The organism is Acidocella sp. (assembly GCF_035535915.1).
Taxonomy (GTDB): domain Bacteria; phylum Pseudomonadota; class Alphaproteobacteria; order Acetobacterales; family Acetobacteraceae; genus Acidocella.
In genome coordinates this window covers 12,465-35,646 of record NZ_DATLPB010000017.1, presented here as the reverse complement: position 1 = coordinate 35,646, position 23,182 = coordinate 12,465, and the positions used below count along the sequence as shown (strand labels likewise).

Here is a 23,182-nt window from a genome sequence, read left to right as displayed (position 1 = left end):
TACCTTCTCTCATTCGTTAGACTTCAGTGAAGAAAGCGGCGCAAAAACTTTTTGTTATGCTAGGTTATGGGCATTGTCGCTGACATTGCCCATGGCCCAGTTTAAAAAAGTTTTTTGCTTCTTTTTTTCAAAAAAGAAGCGCTTCCTTTCTTATCCAAGCAGCGCACTCACGGTCTGCTCCAGCAACCGCAAATCCGCCTCGCGAGAGAGGCGATGGTCTCCATCCTTCACGAAGATCAGCCGCACATCCGGGGTCTCGAGTCGCTCGGCCAGGCGCAGGCTCAACTCCCACGGCACATCCGGATCCTGCATTCCGTGCAGAATATGGACCGGGCAGGCGATGGGGATGGGCGCGTTGAGCAGCAGGTGATCAGCGCCATCGGTGAGCAGTTTGGCGGTGATCGGCGTCGGTGCGCCATATTGGCTGGGGGCAAGAAACAGCCCGTCGCGGGCGAGCGCCTCATGCTCGGCCGGGCTCAACCCCGACTTCATCAGCAGTTCGGTGAAATCCGGGGCAGGGGCGATCAGCAGCAGCGCGGTCACGCGAGTCCCCAGCGCCCGGGCGAGCAGCAACGCGATCCAGCCGCCCATCGAGGAGCCGACCAGCAGAATCTCCCGGCCCGGTACCACGGTCTCGATCACGTGAGTCGCATCCGCCGTCCAGTCTCCGATACAGCCCTCGGTGAAGGAACCGCCGGAGGCGCCGTGGCCGGAATAATCGAAGCGCAGCATCGCCTGGCCCCGCGCCTTGGCCTGCGCCCAGAGTCGCATGGCCTTGGTGCCGCCCATGTCGGAGGCAAAGCCGGGGCAGAACACCACCACCGGGCCGTGTCCTTCGAGCCACTCATATTCCAGCGCCACATCCGGCACGCGATAGGTCTTCACATCAATCTCCCCTGCCAAGCAAATACGTGATAGCGCCCCCGCCATGATTGAGCGACCCATCACGATTCTCCACGTGCTGCCGAAACTCGACACCGGCGGCGCCGAGCGGGTGGTGATCGAGATTTCCGAGGCGATCCATGCCACCGGCCACAAGGTGCTGATCGCGTGCGCGGGCGGCCCGCTCAGCGCCGTGGCACGGCGCGCGGGCGCGGAAATCATTGAAATGCCCTTGGACACGAAATCGCCGTTCAAGATGCGCCGCAATGCCAAACGGCTGAAAAAGCTCATCGCCGAGCGCGACGTTCAATTGGTGCATGCCCATTCCCGCGCCCCGGCCTGGTCCGCCTGGTGGGCGACGCAGGCCACCGGTACCCCCTTCGTCACCACCTATCACGGCAGCTATGGCGAAAAATCCGTGCTGAAGCGGCGCTACAATTCGGTGATGGCGAAAGGCGACCGGGTGATCGCGGTGAGCGATTTCATCGCCGGACTGATCCGCACCCGGTACGGCACCGCGGAAGAGAAATTGCGCGTCATTCATGGCGGCGTGAATCTGGGCAAATTCGATCCCGGCACGATGGTCGCCGAGGTGCTGTACCGGGTGGCGCGGAACTGGGCGGTCGACCTCGTCGAACCGGTGATCTTGCTTCCCGGCCGGCTGACCTCCTGGAAGGGCCAGAAGATTCTCATCCAGGCGCTGGCGCGCATGAAGCACCGCGATGCGGTGGCGATTTTTGTCGGCAGCGCGCAAGGCCGCCTCGACTATGTCGGCGAACTGGTGGCCCTGGCGGAACGGCTCGGCGTCGAGCAGCGGGTGCGGCTGGTCGGCCATACCGAGGATATCCCGGCGGCGATGATGCTGGCCGACGTGGTGGTGAACGCCTCCACCGCCCCCGAGGCGTTCGGCCGCACCATCGTCGAAGCGCAGGCCATGGGGCGGATCGTGGTCGCCACCGACCATGGCGGGGCAAGCGAGACCATCATCGCCGGCGAGACCGGCTTTCTGGTCCCGCCGGGAGACCCGGCTGCCCTGGCCGCCATTCTCGACGCCGCTTTGGATATGCCGGCCGACGACCGTGTGCTGTGGGGGCAACGGGCCCGCGCGCACGTGGCAGACCATTATTCGGTGGCGGCGATGCAGAATGCGGTGCTCGACGTCTATGCGGAGCTGCTGACATGAAAAAGGCCGATGCCAGCTGGAGCCCGCCGTCCCGGCGCGGGCGGATGGAAATCCTCGTCATCAAGCTCAGCGCCTTGGGGGATTTCGTGCTGGCCCTTCCCGCCATGGCGGCGATCCGCGCCGCGCACGCCCAGGCGCGGATCACTTTGCTCACCACCGCCCCCTTCGTGCCGCTGGCCTTGGCGTCAGGCTGGTTCGACCACGTGGAAATCGACCGAAGGCCGAAACTCTGGAATATCCCGGGCCTGCTGCACCTGCGGCGGCAATTGAGCGGCTTCGACCTGGTTTACGACCTGCAAACATCGGGGCGCAGCTCACGTTATTTCGCCCTGGCCGGGAGGCCGGCCTGGTCGGGCATCGCCAAGGGCTGTTCCCTGCCGCACGCCGACCCCGACCGCGTGTTCCAGCACTCGCGCGAGCGGCTGGAGGGCCAATTGCACGATGCCGGGATTTTCACGCTGCCGGTGCCAGACCTCTCCTGGGCCAAGGCCAACATCGCCAAATTCAACCTGCCGGAGCGCTACGCGGTGCTGGTGCCGGGCGCAGCACCGCACCGGCCGGAAAAACGCTGGCCGGCGCAGAATTTCGCGACCCTGGCGCAAAGTCTCGACATGCCGGTTGCCGTGGTCGGCGGGACGCCCGAGGAGCGGAAAATGGCGGCGGAAATCGGCGGCATCGACCTCACCGGCCGGACCAGCCTGCTGGAACTCGCCGCGGTCATGGCGCATGCGCAACTGGCGATCGGCAACGATACCGGGCCGATGCACCTGGCCGCCGCCTTGGGCACAAAATCGGTCGTGCTGTTCTCCGGCGCCAGCGACCCGAAACTGACCGCCCCGCGCTATCCCGATGGCGGCTGGCCGGTGATCCTGCGCGCGCCCCATCTGGCGGACTTGCCGGTTGCGCAAGTCCGCGCCGCCCTGCCATAACGCCCGGACATTATATCACCCTGAAGAGAGACCAATGCCTGCAATCACTCTGCCCGACGGCTCCATCCGCTCTTTCGACGGCGCGGTCACGGGCACGACCATTGCCGCCGCCATTGGCCCGGGCCTGGCGCGCGCGGCCCTGGCCATAGAAGTGAACGGGCAGTTGCAGGACCTTTCCCGCGAGATTGCCGAGGACGCCAAGGTTAAATTCGTCACCCGCAAGGACGAGGAGGCACTGACCCTCATCCGCCACGACGCGGCGCATGTGCTCGCCGAGGCGGTTCAGGCGCTCTATCCCGGCACGCAGGTAACCATTGGCCCGGCCATCGAGAACGGCTTCTATTACGATTTTTACCGCAACGAACCGTTCACGCCGGCCGAGTTGCCGGCCATCGAAGCGAAGATGAAGGAAATCATCGCCGCCAACGCGCCCTTTACCCGCGAGGAATGGGACCGCGACGACGCCATTGCATTTTTCGAAAGGCGCGGCGAGCGTTTCAAGGCTGAGCTGATCCGCGATTTGCCGCCTTCAGAGACCATCACCATTTATCGCCAGGGCGAGTGGCTCGATCTGTGCCGCGGGCCGCATATGCGCGGCACCGGAGATATCGGCTCCGCCTTCAAGCTGCAAAAAACCGCCGGCGCCTATTGGCGCGGCGACCACCGCAACCCGATGCTGAGCCGCATCTACGGCACCGCCTGGCGCGACCAGAAAGAGCTGGACGCCTATCTGCACCAGCTCGAGGAAGCGGAACGCCGCGACCATCGCCGCATCGGCAAGGAGATGGATCTGTTCCATATCCAGGAAGAGGCGGTCGGTTCGATCTTCTGGCACCCCAATGGCTGGAAGCTCTACCGCACGGTCGAAGCCTATATCCGTCGCCGCCTGGAGCAGTCCGGTTATGAGGAGGTGCGCACGCCGCAACTCGTCGACCGCCGCCTCTGGGAAGCGTCCGGCCACTGGGACAAATATCGCAAGAACATGTTCATCGCCGAGGTGGTGGAGGAAGAGACGACGCTGGCGCTGAAACCGATGAACTGCCCCGGCCATGTGCAGATTTTCAACCAGGGACTGCGCTCCTACCGGCAATTGCCGCTGCGTCTGGCCGAGTTCGGCGCCTGCCACCGCTATGAACCGTCCGGCGCGTTGCACGGCATCATGCGCGTGCGCGCCTTCACGCAGGACGACGCGCATATCTTCTGCACCGAGGATCAGGTCGCCGACGAGACGGTGCGCTTCGTCGCGCTGCTGGAATCCGTCTACAAGGATTTCGGCTTCGAGAGTTTCGCTGTGAAATTCTCCGACCGTCCCGAAGAGCGCGCCGGCTCCGACGAGGTGTGGGACCGCGCCGAGGGCGCCCTGAAAGCTGCCTGCGAGATCGCCGGCGTCAGCTATACGCTGAATCCCGGAGAGGGGGCCTTCTACGGGCCGAAGCTGGAATTCGTGTTGCGTGATGCGATTGGCCGCGACTGGCAATGCGGCACGTTGCAGGTGGATTTCGTGCTGCCGGAACGTCTCGGCGCCGAATACGTCACGAGCGATTCCTCGCGCGCACGTCCGGTGATGCTGCATCGTGCCATCATTGGCAGTTTCGAACGGTTTCTCGGTATTCTCATTGAGCAATATGCCGGGCGCTTCCCGCTCTGGCTGGCGCCGGTGCAGGCCGTCGTGGCGACGATCGTCTCGGACGCCGATGAGTATGCGGCCGAGGTGGCCGAGGCCCTGCACGCCGCCGGGCTCACCGCCGAGCTCGACGTGTCCAACCAGAAAATCCAGGCCAAGATCCGCGAGCACAGCCTGCATCATGTGCCGAACATTCTGGTGGTCGGTCGCAAAGAGGCCGAGGAGCGCACCGTGGCGATTCGCCGGCTCGGCGGCGCGACGCAGGAGGTTCTGCCCTTGGCCGAGGCCGTGGCGCTGCTGAAGCAGGAAGCGACCCCACCCGATCTGCGCCATTGATGCATCAGGAAAGCCTGCGAACCCCTGGTTCCCCGGCATCATGCCGGGGGCAGCGCCAGGGCTTTTGACTGCCATGCATCGAGATGATTGCAATTACGGTTGATTTTCGACTAAGCGAGATACCCTCAAACGTTCACAGGAGATTTTCCATAGCCAGACCGCCAGCACCACCCACGCCGCCGCTTCGTGAAGGGCCACGGGTCAATGATGAAATCCGCATTCCACAGGTCCGCCTGATCGACCAGAACGGCGAAATGCAGGGGGTGGTCGCCACCCGCGATGCCATTTCTCGGGCCTTCGCCCTTGGCCTCGACCTCGTCGAGATCAGCCCGAACGCCGAACCGCCGGTCGCGAAAATCCTCGATTACGGCAAGTTCAAATACGAACAGCAGAAAAAGCGCAACGAGGCGCGCAAGAAGCAGAAGGTCGTCGAGATCAAGGAAGTGAAGGTTCGCCCGAACATCGATGAGAACGACTACCAGGTGAAGCTGCGCGCCATGAAGACCTTTGTCGGCGAGGGTGACAAGGTGAAGGTCACGCTGCGCTTCCGGGGCCGCGAAATGGCCCACCAGGAGCTGGGCGTGAAAGTGCTCGAGCGGATCCGTGCCGACATGGAAGTGGAAACCAAGGTCGAGCAGATGCCGAAAATGGAAAACCGACAGATGGTGATGGTGCTGGCGCCGCGCTAAAGGAAGAAAGTAGCCGCTTTTTGAAAAAAGCGGCGCAAAAACTTTTGTTTACTTTGGGCCGGTGGCGGTGAAACCAGCACGGCCCAAAGTAAACAAAGTTTTTTTGCTACTTTTTGTTCACAAAAAGTAGCGCTTACTTCCTCTGGAGTGGCTATGAACTCACTCGAACAATTCGCCGCCGAAAAACTCAGCGCGCTCGAGCGGCGCGCGTTGCGGCGGCAATTGCAGGTTACCTCCCGCGCGCGGCATCCTTTGGTCGAGCGTGGGGAGAAAACCCTGATTTCCTTCTCCTGCAACGATTATCTCAGCCTTTCGGTGCACCCTGCCGTCATCGAGGCCGCCGTGGAGGCGACGCGGCTTTATGGCGTCGGCGCCGGGGCTTCGCGCCTGGTCACCGGCAACCACCCACTCTATGCCGCGCTCGAGGCGCGTTTGGCGGCCGCCAAGGGCACCGAGGACTCGATGGTGTTCGGGGCCGGCTATCTCGCCAATAGCGGCATCATCCCGGCGCTGATCGGCCAGGCGGATGCGATATTCGTCGATGAGCTGGCCCATGCCTGCATCTGGGCCGGCGCCAAGCTTTCCGCCGCCAAGACGATTATTTTCCGCCATAACGACATGGCGCATCTGGCCGAATTGCTGGCCGTGCACCGGCGCGATCACGAACGGGTGATGATCGCCACCGACACAGTGTTTTCCATGGATGGCGATCTGGCGCCGGTGGCCGTGCTGGCCGATCTGGCCGAAGCGCATGATGCCTGGCTGATGACCGACGACGCGCATGGCCTCGGCGTAGTGCCGAAGCCGGAAGGGGCGGGGCGTGTGCCCTTGCAGATGGGCACGCTCTCGAAAGCCATCGGCGCCTATGGTGGCTATATCTGCGCCAGCGAAAATGTCGTGGCGCTTTTGCGCAACCGCGCGCGCAGTTTCGTCTACACCACCGGCCTGCCGCCCGGCACCGTGGCGGCGGCGATCGCGGCGCTTGATTTCATCGCCGCCAATCCAGGTTACGCGGCACGGCCTTTGGCGCTGGCCGGGCGCTTCACGGCGGCGCTGGGCCTGCCGGAGGCAACCAGCCCGATCGTGCCGCTGATCGTCGGCGGCGCGGCCGAGGCGCTGAATATCTCGGAACAACTACAGGCGGCGGGATTTCTTGTGACCGCCATCCGCCCGCCGACCGTGCCGGAAGGCACGGCGCGGCTGCGTTTCACCTTCACCGCGGCGCACCAGGAGGACGATCTCGACCGCCTGGCCGCCACGGTGAAAAAGCTCCTTACTCCACGGCCTTAGCGGCTTCCGGCTCCGGCCGCGCCATGCGCGGGCGGCCGCGGGGGCGCGGCGTGCGCGGCGCGGGGGCTTCGGGCGCTGCCTCGGTCGCGGCCGGCGGTGCGGGGGACTCTTCCGCCGGGGGCGCGGTGCGCGCGATGGGAATGGCCCGCGCCGCCACTTCGGGGGCGGGAGGCGAGGCGATCAGCGTGCCGGGCAGAACGGGCTGCTCGCCCAGGCCGGCCGGTTCGGCGGTCGCCGCCGCCAGTTCGGCTTCCAGCGCCATGCTGATATCGATGCGCGGATCGATCACGCTTTCCGGGCGGAAGCGGGGGTCGTTGCGTTCCGGCCGATCAGGGCGCTGGCGCGGCTCGAAGCGGCGGTTTTCACGGTGGTCCCGATTGTCCCGGTTCTCGCCGCGGAATTCCTGCTGCGGCCGCGCCTCGCCGCCTTCCTGCGGCTCGCCCTGCGACTCGCGGCGATGCTCGTTGTTATGCCCCGGGTTCTGGCCGAAGCCGCGCTCCTGCCCGGGCGCCTGCTGCCCGCCCGGCGGGTTCTGCACGCCCTGAGCCTGATTGATGGCGCTGATGATGCGGAAATAATGCTCGGCGTGCTGGTAATACGCCTCGCCGGTCACGCGGTCGCCATTGCTGAAAGCGTCGCGGGCCAGCTGCTGATATTTATCGTAGAGCTGCTGGGCGGTGCCGCGCACACGCATTTCCGGACCGGAACTGTCGAACACGTGGTTGCGGTTCAGCGGGATGCCGTTCTGTTGGTTGCGAAACCCACCGCCACCACCGCCGCCACCACCATTCGGGCGATGGTTGCGACCACGCATGCGCTTCATGTTCATTGTTTCTCGTCTATCCTCTAAGATTGCTTTGCGCGGCGGGGTGCACCTGCACCGCCAAACCCAAGCTGGTCTCGACCAATGCCGAGACGCGGCTAATTCGCCCGCGTCATGTGCTTAACCCGATATTCGCGTTCTGCCAATGGCCTATTTACAACGGGTGAGAACGGCCGCCCGCTCGATGCCATCGAGAGACCGCCGCGTGGCGCAGGAAAATCCAGCTGCCGACGCCATTGACCCTACCGATATGGCCTGCCCGGCGCCGAGTTCAAGGACCGCCAACCCGTTTGGCGCGAGCAAACGGGGCAGGGCGGCGATGATGGCGCGATAAGCCTCCAACCCGTCGGCCCCACCTTCCAAGGCGGAAAGCGGCTCATAGCGTGCCACTTCCGGCATCAGCCCCGCAATGTCCGCCGCCTCGATATAAGGCGGGTTGGACAGCACCAGATCGAATTTTTGCGCCAGGGCCTCGGCCCAGTCGCCGGCCAGAAACGCCGCCCGGCCTTCCATGCCCAAAGCCGCCGCATTGGCCCGCGCCAACGTCGCCGCCTGCCAGGAGCGATCGACCCCAACCCCGAAGGCCTGGGGAAATTCGTGCAGGGTGGCGAGGAGCAGGCAACCGGTTCCGGTACCTAGATCGAGCATTGTTCGCGGGCTTATGCCGGCGCCGAGCACCGCTTCGATCAGGGTTTCGCTATCGGGCCGGGGGATCAGGGTCGCCGGCGAGACGGCGAAATCCAGCCCCCAGAATTCGCGATGGCCGAGAATATAGGCCATCGGCTCGCGCGCCTCGCGCCGGCGCAGCAGCGGCGTGAATTTCGCCTCATCCACCTCGTCCAGCGCCAACAGACCGGCGGCGCTCACGCCCTCGGCCGCGGCGAGCAGGATGCGGGCCTCGCGCCGCGCTTCCTCGATCCCCGCCGCCGCCAGTTGCCGGGCGATCTGCGCCAGTGCGGCCTGCGTGGCGATCAAGTCTCCGCCGCCAGCCGCGCCGCCTGGTCCTCGGCGATCAGCGCGTCGATGATCTCGTCCATTTCGCCCAGCATCACCCGGTCGATCTTGTGCAGCGTGAGATTGATGCGGTGGTCCGTCACCCGTCCTTGCGGGAAGTTATAGGTGCGAATGCGCTCGGAACGGTCGCCGGTGCCGACTTGCGATTTGCGATCGGCCGCGCGCGTGGCGTTCAGGCTCGAGCGCTGCAGCTCATACATGCGCGAGCGCAAAATCTTCATCGCCTTGGCGCGGTTCTTGTGCTGACTGCGCTCTTCCTGCATCGCCACCACGATGCCGGTGGGAATATGCGTGATGCGCACGGCGGATTCCGTCTTGTTCACGTGCTGACCGCCGGCGCCGGAGGCGCGGTACACGTCGATGCGCAGATCCGCTTCATTCACCGCCACGTCCACCTCTTCCGCCTCGGGCAGCACCGCGACGGTGACGGTGGACGTATGGATGCGCCCCTGCGTCTCGGTCGCCGGCACGCGCTGCACGCGATGCACGCCGGATTCGAATTTCAGCTTGGCGAACACCGACTTGCCGGTGATTTCCGCGATGCCTTCCTTCAGGCCGCCCAGCTCGCTCTCGCCATATTCCAGAACCTCGAAGCGCCAGCCATGCAGGCCGGCATATTTCTGGTAGGCCTGGAACAATTCCGCCGCGAACAGCCCGGCCTCATCGCCGCCGGCCGCCGGGCGGATTTCCAAAATCGCCGAACGGTCATCCGCCTCGTCTTTCGGCAGCAAAGCCAGGCGCACCGACATTTCGAGATCCGGCAGGCTCTGCTTCAGGCTTTCCAGTTCCGCGGCGGCCAGTTCCTTCATTTCCGGGTCCGCGAGCATCGCCTCGGCATCGCGGCGCGCCTGCTCGGCCGCGCGCAATTCCGTAACCCGCGCCTCGATCGGCTCGATCTCCGCGAGTTCCTTGGACGCTTTGACGAAGGCATCGCCGCCCAGCGTGCCGGAAAGCATGAAACGCAGCTCCTCCGCGCGGGCGAGAATGCGGTCGAGTTTCTGGTCGATGTTGTTCATCTTTAAAAAACCAAGTGAAGGCGAGGGCTCTGCCCTCGACCCGCTGGGGCCGGAAGGCCCCAGACCCCATGAATTGAGATAATTATAAACGCAACAGCTTCGTTAGGTCGGCCAGGGTCACATCCTGTTGTGTGCCGTCATCGAGATTTTTCAGTTTGATATCTTCGCCGACCAGCACGGCGAACGCCGCACCTGATTTGTTCGCGCGCTCCAGGCGCTTTTTCGCGTTGCCGGAATAAGCTGTTTCCGCCGCCACGCCGGCGCTGCGCAGAAACGTCAGAACATCCAGGGTCGGGGCGAAAAACGCATCGCCCATCGGGATCACAGCCACCGGCACAGAGGCCGTCTCGGGCGGCGCGATCAGCATCGAGAGCCGCTCGATGCCGGCGCCCCAGCCGATGCCCGCCACATTCGGCCCACCCATCTGCTCCACCAGCCCATCGTAACGCCCGCCGGCCAGCACCGTGCCCTGCGCGCCCAACGCCGTGGTCACGAATTCGAACGCGGTGTGATTATAATAATCGAGCCCGCGCACGATCCGGGGGTTTTCCGTGAACGGCACGCCGAAGGCGGTGAGTGCAGCCTTCAGTTCGCTGTAGAAGGCCGCAGCTTCTTCCGTGAGGTGCTCGTAGATCACCGGCGCGTCCGCCACCAGGCGTTGGTCGCCTTCATCTTTCGAATCGAGAATCCGCAGCGGATTCTTCTCCAACCGCATCCTGCTGTCGGCGGAGAGTGCGCCTTCGTGCCGCGTGAAATAGGCCACCAGAGCGGCGCGGTAATTGGCGCGGCTCTCGGCGTCGCCCAGCGTATTGATGTTCAGCACAACATCCTGCGCAATGCCGAGTTCGTTCAAAATCTGCCAGCCGGCGGCGATCACTTCGGCATCCGCCAGCGGCACGCTTGGCCCCAGCAGCTCCAGGCCGATCTGATGAAACTGCCGGTAGCGGCCTTTCTGCGGCCGCTCATAGCGGAACATCGGGCCGGCATAGAACACTTTTTGCGGCAGCGTCTGCGTGAGGCCGTTGGTGATCAGCGCCCGGCACACGCCGGCCGTGCCCTCGGGCCGCAGCGTCACGGAATCCCCGCCGCGATCCTCGAAACTGTACATCTCCTTGGTCACGACATCGGAGGTTTCGCCGAGCGTGCGGGAAAACACGCGCGTATCCTCGAAAATCGGCGTCTGCCACTCGGCGAAACCATACAGAGCGCTCACCCACCGCGCGGTCGCCACCACATGGGCGTAGCGCGCGGCGTCCTCCCCGATGAGATCACGGGTGCCGCGGACGGGTTGCAATGCTGGAGCCATGAAACGCGAACTTTCGAACAAAAAACGGCGGGTCCAGGGCGATGTCGATGCCAACGCCCCGGACCCAGCATAACAAAAATTTTTGCGCCGCTTTTTTTAAAAAGCGGCCGCTTTCTTTTCCCTTGCCTACGCCACTTGCGCCTTCGCCGCGGCCTCGGCGGCCTGCAACTGGGCGGCCTTGGCCTCCACCAGGTCGACGATGTGCGAGACCATGTCCGCGCCGTCGATGGTGTGATCGGTCTTGCCGGCCGAATAGATCATGTGCCGGCCGCCGCCGCCGCCGGTGAGGCCGAGATCGGTCATCAGCGCCTCGCCGGGGCCGTTCACCACGCAGCCGATGATCGACAGCGTGATCGGCGTCTGGATATGGGCGAGCCGCTCTTCCAGGGTCTCGACGGTCTTGATCACGTTGAAACCCTGGCGCGCGCAGGACGGGCAGGAAATGATGCGCACGCCGCGATGGCGGATGCCGAGCGACTTCAGGATATCCCAGCCGACCAGCACTTCTTCTTCCGGTTCGGCGGAGAGCGAGACGCGCATCGTGTCGCCGATGCCGGCCCAGAGCAGCGAGCCCAGGCCGATGGAGGATTTCACCGTACCGGCGCGCTTGCTGCCCGCCTCGGTGATGCCGATATGCAGCGGGTGGTCGCAGACTTCCGCGAGCTGCTGGTAGGCGGCGACGGCCATGAACACGTCAGACGCCTTCACGCTGATCTTGAATTCGTGGAAATCATGGTCCTGGAGGATCTTCGCGTGTTCCAGGGCGGATTCCACCAGGGCCTCGGGGTTCGGCTCGCCGTATTTCTCCAGCAGATGCTTTTCCAGAGAGCCGGCGTTCACGCCGATGCGCATCGAGCAATTATGGTCGCGCGCCGCCTTGACCACTTCGCGCACGCGCTCCGGGCTGCCGATATTGCCGGGATTGATGCGCAGGCAGGCCGCGCCCGCCTCGGCGGCCTCGATGCCGCGTCTGTAGTGGAAATGGATGTCGGCGACGACCGGCACGCTCACCCGTTTCACGATATGCTTCAGCGCCGCCGTGCTCTCCTCATCCGGGCAGGAGACGCGGACGATGTCCACGCCCGCCGCCTCGGCGCGCAGGATCTGCGCCACGGTCGCCTCGACGTCGGTGGTCAGGGTGTTGGTCATGGTCTGCACGGAAACCGGGGCGTCGCCACCGACCTTTACGTTGCCGACGCTGATCTGCCGGCTCTTGCGGCGGTCGATCTGCTGGTATTCGCGGTAATTCATGGCGACTCCTTAATGGCTCGCGGCGGCTGCCCCTTGGGCGGCGGACGGCGTGAGACTGTAATGATGCAGGACCACGCCAGTGGCCCCCAGCGGCGCGCCGGGTTTGCCATCCTGGGTGATCTCGGTGCCACCGGCATTGCCGGTGGTCAGGGTCAGGCCGGCTTCCTGCGGCACTGGCCAGCTTTGCCCGGCATGCAGGACCTTGCTGAACAGAATGGTGCCCGTGGCGTCCCGCACTTCGATCCAGCTGTCGGCGGTGGCGAGAATAGCCTTGCCCTGAACCGTCGCGTCAGGGGCTGGCGCCGGCGCGGTGTTTGTGGTTCCGGCGCCGGCCGGCGCCGGGGGCGCCACTTCCGGCATCGGGCCCGGCGCGGCCGATGGCGTGGTTGACGTTACCGGCGTCATGGCTGGCGCGGCAACCGCCGGGGTCGAAGGCGCCGGCGTCGGGGGCGCCGGGGGCGGGGCTGACGGTGTCGAGGCCGGCGCTGTCGAGGCCGGCGGCGACGCCATGGTCGAAACGGCGGCCGGCGCAGCCGCAGGCTTGGTCGGAACGGCAGGCTTCGGCGGCGCCGCGAGCGGCGCCAGCTCGGCCGGTACGCTCGGCACCGTCAAGGCAAGATGGCGTTCATGCGAGGTGAAGTAATACCAGAGCCCGTAGCCGATCAGCACCACGGCCACGCCGACAAGTGCGATCGCGCCGCTCGGCACGCCGCGATCAGGAACGGGGGCGGGAAAGGTCAGCTGCGCCTTGGGCGCCCGGCTGAGACCTTCGGCCTGGAAGCGGCGCAGGATCTCTTCGGAATCGAGCCCCAGCAGCTGCGCGTAGGAGCGCACGAAGCCGGTCTGATAGGCCGGGCCGGGGAGCGCGGCCAGATCGCCGAGCTCTATGGCTTCAAGGTAAGGCAGGCGGATGCGTAGCGTTTCGGCGACGTCGGTGAGCTGCCAGCCCAGCCGCTCGCGGACCTCGCGAAGCTCGCCCCCGACACGCGCCGCACCGCCTAAAGAAGATGCGTGGCCTTGATGGGTCGTCTCATTTTGCAGTGAATCATTCGGCATCTTGTTGCGCTTTCTATACTGCTCGGTCGCTGTGCGCTACCGGAAGGTGCATGCCACGCATCAGATCGGCAAATTATGTTCGTGGGCCCAGGCGGCGAGCGGCTCGCGGATGCTGCCGCCGGCCGCGCCAGCGCGGCGGAGTTCACGCAAAATCGGCCGCAGCGCGTTCAGATCCGCCTCCACCAGCAGGGCTTTGACCGGCAAGATGGCGTTGCCCGACATCGAAAGCCGGGTTACGCCCACCGCCGCAAAGGCCAGCGCCTCCAGCGGCCCGCCCGCGGCCTCGCCGCAGAGCGACAGCGCCACACCCGCCTGACTGCAGGCGGCCACCAGTTGCTCGAGCAATTCCAGCACCGGTGCGGAGAGCGGGTCGTAGCGGTTCGCCAGGCCCGGCGTGCCGCGATCGGCGGCGAACAGGAATTGCATCAAATCGTTGGTGCCGACCGAGACGAAATCGGTCTCCGCCAGCAAGCCCGGCAACTGGAACAGCAGCGAGGGCACCTCGATCATCGAGCCCACCTCGATCTGCACCGGCGCCGGGCGGACCCGGGCGATCTCGGCCTCCAGCAGGTCGCGCGCGGCGCGGAACTCCTCGACCGTCGCCACCATCGGGAACATGATCGACAGCGGCCGACCCTGGGCCGCCAGCAGCAGCGCCCGCAATTGCCGGCGCAGGATCGCCGGGCGGTCGAGACCGACACGGATGGAACGCCAGCCCATCGCCGGATTTTCCTCGTCCCCGGCGGCCTCGCCCGGAAGCAGCTTGTCGGCACCGAGATCAAGCGTGCGGAACTGCACTGTCTTGCCGCGGGCGCGATCCAGCACGCGCGCATATTCCGCCGCCTGGCCCGCGACATCGGGAATGCCGCCCGCCGCCAAAACGGCGATTTCCGTGCGGTACAGGCCGATTCCGTCGGCCCCGGTGCGCTCCAGCTGGTCGAGCTCCAGCGCCAGGCCGACATTCATCATCAACGATATCGCGGTGCCGTCCTTGGTCACCGCCGGCCGGTCGCGATAGGTCGCAAGTTCCGCGGCGCGGACGCTGCGCACGGCCAGGGCCCGTTCATAGACCTGGAGCACCGCCGGCTCGGGGCGCAAGATCAGCGTCTCGCCCTCGGCATCGAGCAGCGCATCTTCGCCGCCGCCGGCCGCTTCCACGGCGCCGCGCTCCACGGCAAGCGCCGGCAGGCCTAAAGTGCGCGCCAGGATCGCCGCGTGGCCGGAAGGGCTGGCCTCCTCGATCGCGACGCCGGCGATGCCGCGCGCATGCCAATCCAGCAGGTCCGCCGGCCCCAGCCGGCGCACCAGCAAAATCATCCCCGCGGCGGAAGCGGGCTTCGGCGCCATGCCGCCCAGCGCCACCATCAGCCGGTTCACCATATCCTCGATGTCGGCCAGGCGCTCGCGCAGATACGGATCGGCGATGCGGCGCATCCGTTCCCGCAAGCTGCGCGCCACCTTGTCCACCGCGGTCTCGGCGGTGAGGCCGTCATTGATCGCGTCCCGCACCTGGGTGAGCCAGCCGGAGGATTGCGCCACCATGCGATAGGCTTCCAGCACTTCGCGCGGCGCGTTGCCGCCTGGCAGCGAGGCGGAGATCAGCTTGTCCAGGGATTTGTTCGCGGTTTCCAGCGCCTGGTCCAGGCGTTCCAGCTCGACGGCCGGATCATCCGTGAGCAGCCGCGCGATCGGCGGCGTGGTGCCATAGACGAGGATCGTGCCGCGGGCGATGCCCGGCGCCAGCCCATGCCCGGCATAGCGGCGGGGCAGGGCGTCGGAAAACCCTTCCGTCGACACCTCGGTGGCGCCCGCCTGGACGAGAATTTCCGCGAGCAGCATGGCCACGGTCGCCACCGCCTCGACCTCGACCGACGCGAACAGCCTTGCCTCGCGCAGCATCAACGCGATCACGCCGAGGAGCCGGCCGGCGCGCTTCACCGGCATCGCGAGCATCGAAACGAAATCCTCTTCGCCGATCTCCGCGCGGTACACGTAACGCGGATGGTTCTGCGCGTCGGCCAGGTTGAGCGGATCGCCCGAGGCGGCGACCATGCCGATGATGCCCTCGCCGAACCGCATCCGGGTGCGGCCGACGGCGTCCACGTTCAGCCCGTAAGTGGCGGCCAGCTCCAGCATCTCGCCGGGGCGGGCGACATAGACCGCGCATGCATCCGCGGGCAGGCCCTGCGCGACCAGGTCGGCAATGTCCGGCAGGCCGGCATGGCCGGAGGCGAGCGCCTCCCGCAGGCGCGCGAACAGCTGCCTGGTATCGCCGAATTTCGGCTTCCGCCGCCGTCGCGGCGGCTTGGGCATGATCTCAAGATCCTGCGGCACGTGCCACCAAGGCGGCGACCGCCTGGGCCTTCAGTTCCGCCAGGATATCCGCCACGGGTTGAATCGCGGTGACCATGCCGACCGACTGGCCGGCCATCACCGATCCGGTTTCCACATCGCCGTCGATCACCGCGCGCCGCAGCGCGCCCGCCCAGAAATGCTCGATCTCCAGCTGCGCCGCGCCCTTGTCGAGCGTGCCGGCCTGGAATTTCTGCACCACTTCCGCCTGATGCGCGAGAAACCGCTTGGTGCCTTCATTCACCAGACCGCGCACCGGGATCACCGGGAAACGCTCGTCGAGCTGGATCGAGGGTACCGCATCGCGGGCGTTGGCGCGCACGAAAGCCTGCTTGAAATTGGCGTGGGCGATGCTTTCGGTGGCGGCCGCGAAGCGGGTGCCGAGCTGCGCCCCGGCGGCGCCCATCTCCAGATAGCTCAAGATCGCCTCGCCACGGCCGATGCCGCCGGCGACGAACACCGGCACGTCGCGGATATGCGGCAGAATCTCCTGCGCCAGCACGGTGAGCGATACCGGCCCGATATGCCCGCCGGCCTCGGCCCCCTCGATCACCAGCGCATCGACGCCGGATTTCATGAAGCGCTTCGCCAGCACCAGAGCAGGCGCGAAGGCGATGACCCTGGCCCCGCCATCCTTGGCGGCGCGGATTGCCGGGCCCGGCGGAATCCCGCCCGCGAACACGATATGCCCGACCTTGGCCCGCAGGCAGACCTGCACCAGCTCGTCGAGCTGGGGATGCATGGTGATCAGGTTGACGCCGAACGGCTTTTTCGTGAGCGCCTGGGTTCCGGCGATCTCCGCCTCCAGCAGCGCCGGATTCATCGCCCCGCAGGCGATCACGCCGAAGCCGCCGGCGTTGGAAATGGCGGCGACGAGGTTGCGCTCGCTCACCCAGCTCATCGCGCCGCCAAGAATCGCCGTCTCGGTGCCGAGGAAGGCGGCGCCGCGCTGTTGCAGCGCTTTATAGCGCGCCTCGGCCTGGGGCAGGAGATCAAGCATCGAGTTCATAGGCCGTGTGCAGGGCGCGCACCGCCAGCTCAATATATTCGCCCGCCACCAGCACGCTCACCTTGATCTCACTGGTGGAGATCACCTGGATGTTGATGCCGCGCTCGGCCAGGGTACGGAACATCGTGCTCGCTACCCCGGCATGGCTGCGCATGCCCACGCCGACCACGGAAATCTTCGCCACATTCGGGTCGGAGGCGATTTCGGCATAGCCGATCCCCTGGCGCGCCGTCTCCAGCACCTGCAAGGCGCGGGGAAGATCGGTCTTGCCGACGGTGAAGGTCATGTCGGTCGTGCCATCGGCGCCGAGATTCTGAACGATCATGTCGACATTGACATGGGCGTCGGACAGGGGGCCGAAAATGGCGGCGGCGATGCCCGGACGGTCCGGCACCTTGCGCACGGTGATTTTCGCCTCATCCCGCGAATAAGCGACACCAGCGACGATTTCCTGTTCCACGACTTCTTCCTCATCAACAACCAGAGTTCCGGGGGCATCGGTAAAGCTGGAGAGCACCTGCACGCGCACGCGCTCCTTCATCGCCAGCTCGACAGAGCGGGTCTGCAGCACCTTGGCGCCGACCGAGGCGAGCTCCAGCATTTCCTCATAAGTGATCTTAGCAAGCTTGCGCGCGTTCGGCACGATCCGCGGGTCGGTGGTGTAGATGCCGTCCACGTCGGTATAGATGTCGCAGCGATCCGCCTGCAGCGCCGCCGCCAGCGCCACCGCCGAAGTATCCGAGCCGCCGCGGCCGAGCGTGGTGATGCGATTGTCCGGGCCGATGCCCTGGAAACCGGCAACCACCGGAATCTGCCCGATCTTCATGCGGGCGATCAGTTCCTCGCCCTCGATCGAGGCGATGCGCGCCTTGCCATGCTGGCCGTCGGTTTCCACGGCGATCTGCCAGCCCATCCAGCTGCGCGCGTCGACGCCGAGATTCTGCAGGGCGATCGCCGTCAGCCCCGCCGTCACCTGCTCGCCGGTCGCCACCACGGCGTCATATTCGCGGGCGTCGAACAGCGGGGAAAGCTTCTGGCACCAATCGACCAGCTGGTTGGTGGCGCCGGCCATGGCTGAAACCACCACGGCCACCTCGTTGCCCTGATCGACCTCGGCTTTCACCCGCGCCGCGACATTGCGGATCCGGTCCAGATCGGCAACGGAAGTGCCGCCAAATTTCATAACGATACGCGCCATTCACCTATCCCTTGTGGAAATCCGCCCGGGGCGTCACATACAGCCTGAATGTTTGGCGGTGCAACACGTTGAGGCGTCGTCCGACAGGGGTTCATTATAGAGCGATTTTCTAGGGGCCGGGCAGTTGTGCCGTGCCATGGCCCGGCGGGAGTGCGGCGCGATGCAAAAAGGTTCGGTCAGACCCGAAGAAATCGCCCGATTCGACGCGCTGGCGGCGCGCTGGTGGGACCCGTCCGGCCCGATGCAGCCCTTGCATATGATGAATCCCTGCCGCGCAGGGTGGATTCTCGAGCGTATCCGTCGGAAATTCGGCGGCAGCGACGTCGCCGTGCTGGATGTCGGCTGCGGCGCCGGGCTGCTTTCCGAGTCGCTGGCGGAAGCCGGGTGTAACGTGCTCGGGCTGGATGCCGGCGAGGAAGCCATCGCAGCGGCGAAGGCCCATGCTGCGGGCAGTGCCGCGGGCAGGGGGCTGCGCCTCGCCTACCGCGCCGGCACCGCTGAGGCCCTCGCCGCCGAGGGGCGGAAATATGCGGTGATCACGGCACTGGAAATCATCGAGCATGTCGCCGAGCCGGCCGCGTTCGTCGCGACCCTGGCCGCTTTGCTCGAACCGGGCGGTTTGCTGTTCCTCTCCACGCTGAACCGCACGGCCAGATCCTACGCGGTGGCGAAATTCGGCGCGGAGTATCTGCTACGCCTGTTGCCCGTCGGCACGCATGACTGGCAGCACTTCGTCACGCCGGAGGAGCTTGGCCGGTTCTGCCGCGGCGCCGGGCTGCGCCTGGCCGACAGCGCGGGCATGTCCTTCTCGCCGCTGCGGCGCGGCTTTGCCATCACCCGGGACATGTCGGTCAATTACATCGCCATGGCCGAGGCTTGAGGCCTCCTGACCGCCTCGACAAAACCCGGCAAAACCTCAACTATGCATTCCGTCATTCGATTTAAGGGGTATTCGTCATGCCTTTCGACCTCGCTGAAACGCTGACCACCTGGCGGCACCATCTGCACGCCCATCCTGAGCTGTCGCTGCAGGAATCCGCCACGGCGGCCTTCGTCTGTGAAAAATTGCGGGAAATGGGCATACCCTACACCGCCAATGTCGGCGGACATGGCGTGGTGGCCACGCTGACGCGCGGCGCCTCCAACCGCTCCGTCGGCCTGCGCGCCGACATGGACGCGCTCGCGATCACGGAAACCACCGGCAAGCCCTACGCCTCGAAGACGCCGGGCGTGATGCATGCCTGCGGCCATGACGGGCACACCACCTCGCTTCTGGGTGCGGCCAAATTGCTGCTGGACGATTCGAGCTGGTCCGGCACCGTGCATCTCGTGTTCCAGCCGGCCGAGGAAGGCTATCGCGGCGCGATGTCCATGATCGAGGACGGGCTGTTCGAGCGGTTCCCGATGGAACGCATTTTCGGCTACCATAACTGGCCGAATCTCGAGACCGGGACGGTGATGCTGCATCGCGGCCCGAGCATGGCCGCCGCCGGTAATTATACCATCAAACTCACCGGCCATGCCGGCCACGCGGCCATGCCGCATCTCACCGCCGACCCGGTACAGGGGGCTGCGCATTTGATCGTGGCGTTGAACGCCATCGTCGCCCGCAATGTCGAGCCGGTGCAATCGGCGGTGATCTCCGTCACCCGGATGCAGGGTGCCGAAGCCTTCAACCAGATCCCGGAAAGCGCAAGCATCGGCGGCACCTATCGCGCGCACAGCACCGAGGTGATGAAACTCCTCGAGCAGCGCATGCGCGAAGTGGCGGAGCACACCGCCGCCGCCTTCAACCTCAAGACGGAACACGAATTCTTCGCCTACCTCTCGCCGACCGTTAACCATGAAGCCGAAGTTGACCTCGCCGCGGGCGTTGCCGCCGGCATGGGGCGCAAGGTGCGGCACGATATGCGCCCGACCATGGGGGCCGAGGATTTCGGCTTTTTCCTCGAGCGCGTGCCCGGCGCCTATGCCTGGATCGGCAACGGCCCCTCGGCCGGGCTGCATAATTCGAATTTCGACTATAACGACGAGATCCTGCCGATCGCGGCCGGTTACCTGGCGGAGACGGCGAAGGCTGCGCTGAAGTAAAGCAAAGGCAAGAAAGGGCTTCTTTTTTGAAAAAAAGAAGCAAAAAATTTTTTTTAACCTGGGCCGTGCTGGTTTCAACGCCGGGGGCCCAAAGTAACAAAAGTTTTTGCGGCGCTTTTTTCAAAAAGCGCCTGCTTACTTCCTGATGGAGTGGCAGGAACCCGCCATCGTGCTGGAGACCGCCGCCTATGGCGAGGGCGATCTGCTGGTCACCGTGCTCACGCCGCTCGGTGCATGGCGGGGGCTCGCCAAAGGCGGTGCCTCGCGGCGCAAGGTCGCGATCTGGCAGAAGGGCAACCTGCTTTCGGCGCGCTGGGTGGCGCGGCTGGCTGAGCAGCTTGGCGCCCTCACGGGGGAGCTGGTGCATCCCGGCGCGGCGCTGGCGATGCAGAATGCCGAACATCTTGCGGTGCTCGAGGCTGCCTGCGCGCTTGCCGCCGGGGCGCTGCCGGAGCGCGAGCCGCATCCGGATGTCTTCGCCGGCCTCACCAGGCTGCTGGCGGGCATCGACATTCTCGGCTTTCCGCTGCCCGCTTTGGTGCGCTGGGAGGTCGAGCTTCTGCGCGAACTCGGCTTCGGGCTGGATTTTTCCACCAGCGCCGGCGGCAATGACCGGCTGGCCTATGTCTCGCCGCGCACCGGCCGCGCCGTGACGCTGTCCCAGGCCGGTGAATGGGTGGACCGCCTGCTGAGCCTGCCGGAATTTCTGTTGGACGACACGGAGCCCGGTCTGGCCGATCTCGTTGCCGGTCTGCGCCTGACCCAGCATTTCCTGGAGCGGGACGTGTTCGGCAGCCGCCATCGCCCCCTTCCAACGGCGCGCGCGCGTCTTTATGACCTGCTGTCGGATCGCCTCGCGGCACAGTAGCAGGAGTTGAAGCATGCCGGATGATATTCGCGGCCAGATCGAGGAAGCGCCCCTCAGGAACGCGCTTTCGGAACGCTATCTGGCCTATGCGCTCTCCACCATCATGTCGCGCTCGTTGCCCGATGCGCGGGACGGGCTGAAGCCGGTGCATCGCCGGCTCATCTACGCCATGCACCAGCTCAAGCTGGACCCGCGCTCGGGCTTCAAGAAATGCGCCCGCGTGGTCGGCGACGTGATGGGCAAGTTTCACCCGCACGGCGATTCCTCGATCTACGAGGCGCTGGTGCGGCTTGCGCAAGATTTCTCCTCGCGCTTCCCGCTGATCGAGGGCCAGGGCAATTTTGGCAATATCGACGGCGATAACGCGGCGGCGATGCGTTACACGGAATCGCGCCTTACCGAGATCGCCGAGCTTCTGCTGCGCGGCATCGACGAGAACGCGGTGGATTTCCGCGCCACCTATGATGGCGAGGAGCTGGAGCCGGTGGTGCTGCCGGGCGCGTTCCCGAACCTGCTGGCGAACGGCGCGAGCGGCATCGCCGTGGGCATGGCGACCTCGATCCCGCCGCATAATGCCGGCGAAGTCTGCGCCGCGGCGATGCATCTCATCGCCCATCCCGAAGCCGACACGGCAACGCTGCTGCAACATCTGCGCGGGCCGGATTTCCCCACCGGCGGCGAATTGGTGGAAGACGAGGCCACGATCTGCGCCGCCTACGAGACGGGCAGGGGCTCGCTGCGCACCCGCGCCCGCTGGGTCAAGGAACCGCAAAAGAACGGCACCTGGGTGATCGTGGTCACGGAAATTCCATACCAGGTACAGAAATCCCGCCTGGTCGAGCAGATCGCGCTGCTGCTGACGGAAAAGAAGCTGCCGCTGCTGGCCGATATCCGCGACGAAAGCGCCGAGACGATCCGCCTGGTGCTGGAGCCGAAATCCCGCACCGTGGATGCCGACATGCTGATGGCCTCTCTGTTCCGCGCGAGCTCGCTGGAAGCGCGCTTCGCGATGAACATGAACGTGCTGGCGGATGGCCGCACCCCGCGCGTGATGGGCCTGCGCGATTTGCTGCGCGCCTGGCTCGACCATCGCCATGAAGTGCTGGTCCGGCGCTCGAATCATCGGCTTGATGCCATCGCCCGGCGCCTGGAAATCCTCGAAGGCTATCTCGCGGTGTTCCTCAATCTCGACGAGGTGATCCGCATCATCCGCACCGAGAACGAGCCCAAGCCGGTGTTGATGAAGACCTTCACGCTGACCGAGGTTCAGGCCGAGGCGATCCTCAATATGCGGCTGCGTTCGCTGCGCCGCCTCGAAGAGATGGAAATCCGCAACGAGCATAAGAAGCTGACCGCGGAACAGAAATCGCTGAACGCGCTGCTCAAGGATGAAGGCAAGCGCTGGGAGAAGATTTCCGGCGAGATCGCCGAGGTGCGCGAAAAATTCGGCGCCGGCCCGCTCGGCGCCCGGCGCACGCAGATCAGCGCCGCCGCCCCGGTGGTGGAGATTGTCGCCGAAGCGCTGGTGGAGCGCGAGGCGATCACCGTGATCCTCAGCCAGAAAGGCTGGATCCGCGCGCAGAAAGGGCATCTCGCCAACGATGCGGAGCTGAAATTCAAGGAAGGCGACCATCTGGCCTTCCTGCTGCGCTGTGAATCGACCGACCGCCTCGCTTTGCTCGGCACCAATGGCCGCGTCTACACCATCAAGGCCTCCGACATTCCACGTGGCCGCGGCGACGGCCAGGCGATCCGGCTGATGATCGAGCTGCCCAACGAGGATGGCATTCTGCGGCTGTTCCTGGCCGACATGCTCGGCAAATATCTGGTCGCCTCCAGCTCTGGCCGGGGCTTCATCGTGCCGGGCGCGGAGCTGGTCTCCGAACGCCGCGCCGGGCGGCAGATCCTGACCCTGAAACCAGGCGAGGAATGGCATGCCTGCGTGCCGGCCAATGGCGACCATGTCGCCGTCATCGGCCAGAACCGCAAGCTGCTGGTCTTTCCCCTGGCCGAGGTGCCGGAAATGCCCAAAGGTGCGGGGGTGCAACTGCAGAAATACAAGGATGGCGGCATTGCCGACGTGAAGGTGTTCGCGCTTGCCAATGGTCTCACCTGGCGCCTCGGCGCGAACACCCGCACCGAGACAAAGCTGACCGAATGGCTCGGCAGCCGCGCCCAGGCCGGCCGCCTGCCGCCCAACGGATTTCCGAAATCGGGCAAATTCGGCGACGAGGCCGTTTAGCGGCCCGAACCTTGCCACAATTC

19 protein-coding genes are annotated in these 23,182 nt (G+C 65.5%); 9 read left to right on the top strand and 10 right to left on the bottom strand.

What is annotated here, in order from left to right:
* Window positions 1-150: 150 nt before the first annotated feature.
* Window positions 151-945 (bottom strand): alpha/beta hydrolase, encoded by a 795-nt coding sequence (locus VNC39_RS02115; protein WP_325395694.1) that lies wholly within the window; start codon window positions 943-945, stop codon window positions 151-153.
* Between VNC39_RS02115 and VNC39_RS02110 the strand changes: the two genes are divergently transcribed.
* The 5 genes from VNC39_RS02110 (at window position 929) to VNC39_RS02090 (ending at window position 6,933) form a co-directional block, all read left to right on the top strand.
* On the top strand, window positions 929-2,065 hold the full coding sequence (locus VNC39_RS02110; RefSeq protein ID WP_325395692.1) for a glycosyltransferase family 4 protein: 1,137 nt from the start codon (window positions 929-931) through the stop codon (window positions 2,063-2,065). The genes VNC39_RS02115 and VNC39_RS02110 overlap by 17 nt on opposite strands.
* On the top strand, window positions 2,062-2,994 hold the full coding sequence (locus VNC39_RS02105; protein WP_325395690.1) for a glycosyltransferase family 9 protein: 933 nt from the start codon (window positions 2,062-2,064) through the stop codon (window positions 2,992-2,994). The genes VNC39_RS02110 and VNC39_RS02105 overlap by 4 nt, the downstream gene beginning before the upstream one ends.
* 34 nt (window positions 2,995-3,028) lie before the next feature.
* Window positions 3,029-4,954, top strand: coding sequence for a threonine--tRNA ligase (thrS, locus tag VNC39_RS02100; protein ID WP_325395688.1), 1,926 nt, complete (start codon window positions 3,029-3,031; stop codon window positions 4,952-4,954).
* 83 nt (window positions 4,955-5,037) lie between these two features.
* Window positions 5,038-5,643, top strand: a complete 606-nt coding sequence (gene infC, locus VNC39_RS02095; RefSeq protein ID WP_325395685.1) for a translation initiation factor IF-3 — start codon at window positions 5,038-5,040, stop codon at window positions 5,641-5,643.
* Between the two features lie 153 nt (window positions 5,644-5,796).
* Window positions 5,797-6,933, top strand: coding sequence for an aminotransferase class I/II-fold pyridoxal phosphate-dependent enzyme (locus tag VNC39_RS02090; RefSeq protein ID WP_325395683.1), 1,137 nt, complete (start codon window positions 5,797-5,799; stop codon window positions 6,931-6,933).
* On the opposite strand, the gene VNC39_RS02085 is transcribed toward VNC39_RS02090, so the two are convergent.
* The 9 genes from VNC39_RS02085 to VNC39_RS02045 form a co-directional block, all read right to left on the bottom strand.
* Entirely contained in the window at window positions 6,917-7,747 is an 831-nt protein-coding gene (locus VNC39_RS02085; protein ID WP_325395681.1) for a DUF4167 domain-containing protein, read from the bottom strand. The genes VNC39_RS02090 and VNC39_RS02085 overlap by 17 nt on opposite strands.
* A gap of 159 nt (window positions 7,748-7,906) precedes the next feature.
* The gene (prmC, locus tag VNC39_RS02080) at window positions 7,907-8,731 is read right to left on the bottom strand and encodes a peptide chain release factor N(5)-glutamine methyltransferase (RefSeq protein ID WP_325395679.1); all 825 of its coding nucleotides are present in this window, start codon (window positions 8,729-8,731) and stop codon (window positions 7,907-7,909) included.
* On the bottom strand, window positions 8,728-9,786 hold the full coding sequence (gene prfA, locus VNC39_RS02075) for a peptide chain release factor 1 (RefSeq protein WP_325395677.1): 1,059 nt from the start codon (window positions 9,784-9,786) through the stop codon (window positions 8,728-8,730). Before prfA ends, prmC begins: the two co-directional genes overlap by 4 nt.
* 82 nt (window positions 9,787-9,868) lie before the next feature.
* Window positions 9,869-11,092 (bottom strand): histidine--tRNA ligase, encoded by a 1,224-nt coding sequence (gene hisS / locus VNC39_RS02070; protein ID WP_325395675.1) that lies wholly within the window; start codon window positions 11,090-11,092, stop codon window positions 9,869-9,871.
* Between the two features lie 126 nt (window positions 11,093-11,218).
* Window positions 11,219-12,343, bottom strand: coding sequence for a flavodoxin-dependent (E)-4-hydroxy-3-methylbut-2-enyl-diphosphate synthase (gene ispG, locus VNC39_RS02065; RefSeq protein WP_325395673.1), 1,125 nt, complete (start codon window positions 12,341-12,343; stop codon window positions 11,219-11,221).
* Between the two features lie 9 nt (window positions 12,344-12,352).
* Window positions 12,353-13,399, bottom strand: a complete 1,047-nt coding sequence (locus VNC39_RS02060; protein ID WP_325395671.1) for a RodZ domain-containing protein — start codon at window positions 13,397-13,399, stop codon at window positions 12,353-12,355.
* 60 nt (window positions 13,400-13,459) lie between these two features.
* Entirely contained in the window at window positions 13,460-15,712 is a 2,253-nt protein-coding gene (ptsP, locus tag VNC39_RS02055) for a phosphoenolpyruvate--protein phosphotransferase (protein WP_325395669.1), read from the bottom strand.
* A 4-nt stretch (window positions 15,713-15,716) separates the two neighbouring features.
* Complete coding sequence (locus tag VNC39_RS02050; RefSeq protein ID WP_408840023.1) at window positions 15,717-16,760, bottom strand: NAD(P)H-dependent flavin oxidoreductase; 1,044 nt, start codon at window positions 16,758-16,760, stop codon at window positions 15,717-15,719.
* Window positions 16,744-17,958: an aspartate kinase gene (locus tag VNC39_RS02045; protein WP_325395667.1), complete on the bottom strand. Its 1,215-nt coding sequence runs from the start codon at window positions 17,956-17,958 to the stop codon at window positions 16,744-16,746. The genes VNC39_RS02050 and VNC39_RS02045 overlap by 17 nt, the downstream gene beginning before the upstream one ends.
* Before the next feature lie 160 nt (window positions 17,959-18,118).
* Here VNC39_RS02045 and ubiG point away from each other — a divergent pair, with 160 nt between their 5' ends.
* From ubiG to parC, 4 genes are all read left to right on the top strand, one after another.
* Window positions 18,119-18,838, top strand: a complete 720-nt coding sequence (gene ubiG / locus VNC39_RS02040; RefSeq protein WP_325395665.1) for a bifunctional 2-polyprenyl-6-hydroxyphenol methylase/3-demethylubiquinol 3-O-methyltransferase UbiG — start codon at window positions 18,119-18,121, stop codon at window positions 18,836-18,838.
* Window positions 18,839-18,915: 77 nt separating this feature from the next.
* Window positions 18,916-20,049: a M20 aminoacylase family protein gene (locus VNC39_RS02035; RefSeq protein ID WP_325395663.1), complete on the top strand. Its 1,134-nt coding sequence runs from the start codon at window positions 18,916-18,918 to the stop codon at window positions 20,047-20,049.
* 145 nt (window positions 20,050-20,194) lie between these two features.
* Window positions 20,195-20,917, top strand: coding sequence for a DNA repair protein RecO (gene recO, locus VNC39_RS02030; RefSeq protein WP_325395661.1), 723 nt, complete (start codon window positions 20,195-20,197; stop codon window positions 20,915-20,917).
* A gap of 13 nt (window positions 20,918-20,930) precedes the next feature.
* Window positions 20,931-23,159, top strand: coding sequence for a DNA topoisomerase IV subunit A (gene parC / locus VNC39_RS02025; RefSeq protein WP_325395659.1), 2,229 nt, complete (start codon window positions 20,931-20,933; stop codon window positions 23,157-23,159).
* The last annotated feature ends 23 nt before the right edge of the window (window positions 23,160-23,182 follow it).

Coding starts and splice junctions, on each gene's coding strand:
- infC (WP_325395685.1), top strand. CDS start 5,038: ATGATTGCAATTACGGTTGATTTTCGACTAAGCGAGATACCCTCAAAC.
- ispG (WP_325395673.1), bottom strand. CDS start 12,343: ATGAATTACCGCGAATACCAGCAGATCGACCGCCGCAAGAGCCGGCAG.
- VNC39_RS02110 (WP_325395692.1), top strand. CDS start 929: ATGATTGAGCGACCCATCACGATTCTCCACGTGCTGCCGAAACTCGAC.
- VNC39_RS02105 (WP_325395690.1), top strand. CDS start 2,062: ATGAAAAAGGCCGATGCCAGCTGGAGCCCGCCGTCCCGGCGCGGGCGG.
- VNC39_RS02090 (WP_325395683.1), top strand. CDS start 5,797: ATGAACTCACTCGAACAATTCGCCGCCGAAAAACTCAGCGCGCTCGAG.
- ubiG (WP_325395665.1), top strand. CDS start 18,119: ATGCAAAAAGGTTCGGTCAGACCCGAAGAAATCGCCCGATTCGACGCG.
- VNC39_RS02045 (WP_325395667.1), bottom strand. CDS start 17,958: ATGGCGCGTATCGTTATGAAATTTGGCGGCACTTCCGTTGCCGATCTG.
- ptsP (WP_325395669.1), bottom strand. CDS start 15,712: ATGCCCAAGCCGCCGCGACGGCGGCGGAAGCCGAAATTCGGCGATACC.
- parC (WP_325395659.1), top strand. CDS start 20,931: ATGCCGGATGATATTCGCGGCCAGATCGAGGAAGCGCCCCTCAGGAAC.
- VNC39_RS02060 (WP_325395671.1), bottom strand. CDS start 13,399: ATGCCGAATGATTCACTGCAAAATGAGACGACCCATCAAGGCCACGCA.
- VNC39_RS02050 (WP_408840023.1), bottom strand. CDS start 16,760: ATGAACTCGATGCTTGATCTCCTGCCCCAGGCCGAGGCGCGCTATAAA.
- VNC39_RS02085 (WP_325395681.1), bottom strand. CDS start 7,747: ATGCGTGGTCGCAACCATCGCCCGAATGGTGGTGGCGGCGGTGGTGGC.
- prfA (WP_325395677.1), bottom strand. CDS start 9,786: ATGAACAACATCGACCAGAAACTCGACCGCATTCTCGCCCGCGCGGAG.
- recO (WP_325395661.1), top strand. CDS start 20,195: ATGGAGTGGCAGGAACCCGCCATCGTGCTGGAGACCGCCGCCTATGGC.
- thrS (WP_325395688.1), top strand. CDS start 3,029: ATGCCTGCAATCACTCTGCCCGACGGCTCCATCCGCTCTTTCGACGGC.
- VNC39_RS02115 (WP_325395694.1), bottom strand. CDS start 945: ATGGGTCGCTCAATCATGGCGGGGGCGCTATCACGTATTTGCTTGGCA.
- VNC39_RS02035 (WP_325395663.1), top strand. CDS start 18,916: ATGCCTTTCGACCTCGCTGAAACGCTGACCACCTGGCGGCACCATCTG.
- hisS (WP_325395675.1), bottom strand. CDS start 11,092: ATGGCTCCAGCATTGCAACCCGTCCGCGGCACCCGTGATCTCATCGGG.